Here is a 4,647-nt window from a genome sequence, read left to right on the forward strand (position 1 = left end):
CAGCCACCCTGCGGCGTGCGGGCGTTGGCATCGCCGCGCGGACGCGGTGCCGCCTCGGTCGGACGGTCAAGGTCGAGCGTGCCGCGCGGCGATGCCAACGCCCGCACGCCGCAGGGTGGCTGGGTGCGCGATCTGCTGACCGCGGCATCGAACGATGAGGACCTCAGGTCGGCAGCTCCCCCAGCGACTGCGGAAGCGCCCCGCGCTACGCCTGCCCAGCGATCGCCCCTTCATGTCGTCGAATCGCTGAACTCGCTCTCCGTCGATATCGCGCGGGCCATCGACCACGATGCTTCGATCGAGCTGTGGAACCGCTACCGGCGCGGCGAGCGTGACGTGTTCACAAGGCGGCTCTACACGCTGAAGGGTCAGCAGACGTTCGACGAGATCCGTCGCAAGTATCAGGCCGAGGCCGAGTTCCGCGCCGCCGTCGACCGCTACTGCGACGATTTCGAGAAGCTGCTCAAGGATGTCTCACGCAACGACCGCGACAACATCATGGCGCAGACCTACCTGACGTCGGACACCGGCAAGGTCTACACCATGCTGGCGCATGCGAGCGGCCGCCTGCACTAAGACGGGAATTGAACAGGCGGGCCATGGTCCCGCCTGTGCCTGCTCTAACGTCCGGCACGCGTTGAACCTGCCCGCAACAGGTCTTGCGAGACTATCGATGCCTTCGGAATCCGCCCTAAGTCGATCTCCCGACGGCGCTATAATTCATCCACAGTACCGCTGCCCTAACGCTCGCAGGGTGTGATCGTGAAGACGGCAATCATTTTCGACTGCGAGTTTCTTTGCCTGGAGGGCTCGCAACGCAGATTCTGGTGCGCGGCCCACGATCCCGACCCGGTGATCGCACAGATCGGCGCCGTCAGGCTTGGACTTGAAGGCGACTTCCCCCTGCTCGGAACACACAAGGCCTATATCAAACCGGTCGACCGGTTTGGTCAGAGATACGCCTTGGACCCATTCTTCACCAAACTGACCGGCATCACCGAGGAAGATTTGGAGACAAAAGGGGTGGCACTAGGGGATGCCCTCGCCGACATCGATCGTTTTTCCGAAGGGGCGCGATTCTGGTCCTGGGGCAAGGACGAATTGAACATGATCGCCATCAGCTGCTATGTCGGGGGCATTCAGCCTTCGATCCCGGCCACCCGGTTTGACAACGCCGTCAAGCTGCTGATCGCAGCCGGAATGCCGATCGAGGATCTGGCGAGAACGCCGAGCAACAAGCTTGCGGATTACTACGGCGTCAAGCACCCGCCATTGCAGGGGCACGATGCGCTCGATGACGCGCTGTCCGTGACCTACACCCTGCAGCACCTGATGAAGACCGGAAAGCTCCGGCCGGAGATCTTCGACCACTTGTAGGTAGAGAAGCCTGATGGGATTCCGGCGCGCGTCGCGCTCAGATCACCGAATCCGTCCAGCGCACGATCTGCCCGGCGGCGTCGCCGAACGCCTTGTCGAGTGCGCTGACATAAGCAGGATTGCCGCTGCCCGAGACGGGTGCGGCTGCGGTGAAGCTCTTGGAAGCACGGACCTCGCCGTTGCGATCGTTCAGGATCCGCACGAACAGATCGACCTCGGCATGTTCGCCGCCGTCGACCCGAACCTCGAATGAGCGGATCTCGACGATCACCTGATAGTCGATCGCCAGGCCCTCGCCCGGCTTGCCGACGCCGGCAAAGCTGCCCGATCGCTGGAAGGTCTCGGCCAGCCGCGCCTGCACGATCAGCGGCAGCCGGTCAGCCCATTGCGCGCCCTTGAGATACTGGATCGAACGATCCGACGGCTTGATGACGATGTTCTGGCTGTCCAGCGCCTTGAGCGCCGACGGCTGCGCGATCAGGATCTGGCGGCGGCTGTGGCCATGCGCGTCGACCGACGGCGCCGACAGCTCGAACGTATCGAGCGGCGCGGGCTTGCCGCCCAACGCCGCACAGCCGGCCAGCGTCAAGGCAAGCAGTGCCGCAGCCGATGTCAACCCGCCCGTTTTCACCCACACAGACTTCACGCGCGATCCCCGTTGTCCCCGGATCGTAAGATCGACCCGCTTTCGCGGCTCATGTTTCTGGGGCGCGCCGGCGCCGAAGTCAACGCCGCGCCCTGCCATCGAATTGCCGAACCTCGCCGTCGCCACCCGACAGGATGCGCTGCGGATTGCGGCTGAGGTCGGTTACCGCCTCCTCGATGCGGCTGATCGAACGGCGGCTGTCCTGCACCAGCGCTTCGACGTTCGAAAGCCCCTGGCCCGAGAATCGCGCCAGATTGTCGGTGATGACGCCAAGGCGGGCATTCAGCGTGTCGGCAACCTGCTTGAACGACTTCAGCGTCGCCCTCGCATCCGCCATCACGCCGTCGGCCTGCCCCGACCCGAGCAAGGTATCGACCTTGGCTAGAATGCCATCGACTCGCACCGAGGCATCGTTGAGCCGTTGCGCGAGCTGCTTTGCGTCCTTGATCGTCTGGTCGATGTCGTCGGCCCGGTTGGCGAACTTGTGGGTCACCTCCGCGATGTCGGCGGCGGCCTTGTCGGCGCTCTCGCTGGCCTTTTGGATGTTGGCGAGCGCCGAGCGCACTTGTGCGGGATCGATACCGTCGAGCACGTTGTCGACCTTGGCCAGCGTGCCTTGCGTCCGTTTGGCGAAGTCGTTGACCGACCCCACGGCTGTATCGACGTTCTTGATCACGCCGTCGAGCTGCTTCGACGTCTGCTTGAGGTTACCGGTTACTGCGTCGACATTGGCGACGATGCTCTTGATCTTGTCCTTGTCGACCGCGTTGAGAAGGCCTTCGGCCGCCTTCAGCGTGCCGTCGAGTTTGCCGGAAACGCCTTTCAGCTCATCGGCCAGCGTGCTGGCCGCGGACAGGAACTTGTCGATGCCGTCCGAATTCTTGGCCAGCGCATCGGAGAAGGTCTGGACGTTCTGGACGGTCTGCGTCAGCGGCCCGCGAACGTCCTTGGTGAAGCCTTCGAGCTCGGTCAGCACCTTGTCGGCGCGGGTGAAGATATTCTGCGCCGTCTGCAAGAGGTTGGTCACCGCCGACGGGTTGGCGACGATCTCGGCGACCTTGCCTTCCTTTTCCGCTTGGTCGAGGAGCTTTACCTCCTTGGGATCGGCGCCCTTGAGTTCGATGTTGGCCTGCCCGGTCAGGCCGGCAAGCCCGATATCGGCTTGCGTCGATTTGGTGATCGGCGTCATGCGGTCGATCTCGGTATCGGCGATGGCAACCGTCGGATTGTCGACATCAATATAGACGCGCTTGACGTCGCCGACCTTGACGCCGTTGAACAGCACGAAACTTCCGCGGCCGAGCCCGGAGGCCGAGCCCGGAATGCGCACGCGCAGCAACGTCGTCTCGCCCTTGTCGCCGATCGCCGCCGTCCAGTAGACGAAGGCAAACGCCGCCAGGATCGCGGCCAGCGTGAAGATGCCGACAATGACGTAGTTGGCTCTGGTTTCCATTGTCCCACTTATGGCTATGCGCGCGCCGCAAGATCAAGTTGCCGGGCGCGTTTTCCGCGGAAATAGGATTTTACCCACGGTTCCTCGCTCTTCAGCATGTCGTCGATGGTGCCTTCGACCAGCACTTTCTTCTTGCCGAGCACGGCCACCCGGTCGCAAGCGGTGAACAGCGTGTCGAGGTCATGCGTCACCATGTAGACGGTCAGATCCATCGTATCGCGCAGCTTGACCACCAGCTCGTCGAACTCCGCCGCGCTGATCGGATCGAGACCCGATGTCGGCTCGTCGAGGAAGACGATGTCGGGATCGAGCGCCAGCGCCCGCGCCAGCGCGGCGCGCTTGATCATGCCGCCGGACAGTTCGGATGGGAATTTTTGCGCCGCGTCGGGCGGCAGCCCGACCAGCTCGATCTTGAGCATCGCCAGTTCGTCCATCAGCTTTCGCGGCAGGTCGAGATATTCGCGCATCGGCACCTGGACGTTTTCCAGCACCGTCAGCGCCGAGAACAGGGCGCCGTGCTGGAACAGCACGCCAAGCCGCATGTCGATGCGCAGACGCTCGGCATCATCAGCCTTCTCGATATCGACGCCGAACAGCCTGATCGTGCCCGACTGCTTGCGTGTCAGGCCGAGAATGGTGCGCAGCAGAACGGATTTGCCAGCACCCGAGGCGCCGACAAATCCAAGGATTTCGCCGCGCCTTATGTCGAGCGACAGTCTGTCGAGGATAAGCTTGTCGGCAAAGGAAACGCTGATGTCGTGCGCGGAAAGCACGATATCGCCCTCGCCCGCGTCATCCGCCAATGCACCCGCCCTTTTCCTGTTTCGCAGCTTCATCTCAGAACTCGATCGCTGCGTAGAACATGGCAAAAAGCCCGTCGAGGATGATGACGACGAAGATCGACTTCACCACCGAAGCGGTAACATGCTGGCCGAGCGATTCGGCGCTGCCGCCGACCTTCATGCCTTCGACCGAGGCAATCGTGCCGATGATCATGGCCATGAACGGCGCCTTGATCAGGCCCGCAAAGATGGTGCTGAGATCGATGGCGACGCGCAGCCGGTCGATGAAGGCGGCGGGCGGGATGTCGGAATAGAGCCAGGCAGCCAGGATGCCGCCGCCGAGTGCGGCGAAATTGGCGATGATGGTCAGGCACGGCAAGGCGATGACC

6 protein-coding genes are annotated in these 4,647 nt (G+C 63.1%); 2 read left to right on the top strand and 4 right to left on the bottom strand.

All coding sequences use genetic code 11. From position 1 onward, the window contains the following. Positions 1-576, top strand: a 576-nt coding sequence (locus EN884_RS26490) for a hypothetical protein (RefSeq protein WP_245491995.1), incomplete at its 5' end; no start/stop codon positions are given. Positions 577-762: 186 nt separating this feature from the next. Continuing rightward, positions 763-1,377, top strand: a complete 615-nt coding sequence (locus tag EN884_RS26495) for a 3'-5' exonuclease (protein ID WP_063170226.1) — start codon at positions 763-765, stop codon at positions 1,375-1,377. 37 nt (positions 1,378-1,414) lie between these two features. Here the strand turns inward: EN884_RS26495 and EN884_RS26500 are convergent, their stop codons facing one another. The 4 genes from EN884_RS26500 to EN884_RS26515 form a co-directional block, all read right to left on the bottom strand. Continuing rightward, the gene (locus tag EN884_RS26500; RefSeq protein ID WP_063167914.1) at positions 1,415-2,122 is read right to left on the bottom strand and encodes an ABC-type transport auxiliary lipoprotein family protein; all 708 of its coding nucleotides are present in this window, start codon (positions 2,120-2,122) and stop codon (positions 1,415-1,417) included. Then, complete coding sequence (locus EN884_RS26505) at positions 2,103-3,476, bottom strand: MlaD family protein (protein ID WP_024503545.1); 1,374 nt, start codon at positions 3,474-3,476, stop codon at positions 2,103-2,105. Before EN884_RS26505 ends, EN884_RS26500 begins: the two co-directional genes overlap by 20 nt. Before the next feature lie 14 nt (positions 3,477-3,490). Continuing rightward, positions 3,491-4,312, bottom strand: coding sequence for an ABC transporter ATP-binding protein (locus EN884_RS26510; protein WP_024503546.1), 822 nt, complete (start codon positions 4,310-4,312; stop codon positions 3,491-3,493). 1 nt (position 4,313) lies between these two features. Beyond that, positions 4,314-4,647, bottom strand: a 334-nt coding sequence (locus EN884_RS26515) for an ABC transporter permease (RefSeq protein ID WP_206617642.1), incomplete at its 5' end; no start/stop codon positions are given.

The organism is Mesorhizobium sp. M7A.F.Ca.AU.001.01.1.1, assembly GCF_004022735.1.
In the GTDB taxonomy this organism is placed as follows: Bacteria; Pseudomonadota; Alphaproteobacteria; order Rhizobiales; family Rhizobiaceae; genus Mesorhizobium; species Mesorhizobium ciceri.

What these genes read in the sequence shown, in the direction of transcription:
- EN884_RS26500 (WP_063167914.1), bottom strand. Translation starts at nt 2,122, where the DNA reads ATGGCAGGGCGCGGCGTTGACTTCGGCGCCGGCGCGCCCCAGAAACAT.
- EN884_RS26505 (WP_024503545.1), bottom strand. Translation starts at nt 3,476, where the DNA reads ATGGAAACCAGAGCCAACTACGTCATTGTCGGCATCTTCACGCTGGCC.
- EN884_RS26510 (WP_024503546.1), bottom strand. Translation starts at nt 4,312, where the DNA reads ATGAAGCTGCGAAACAGGAAAAGGGCGGGTGCATTGGCGGATGACGCG.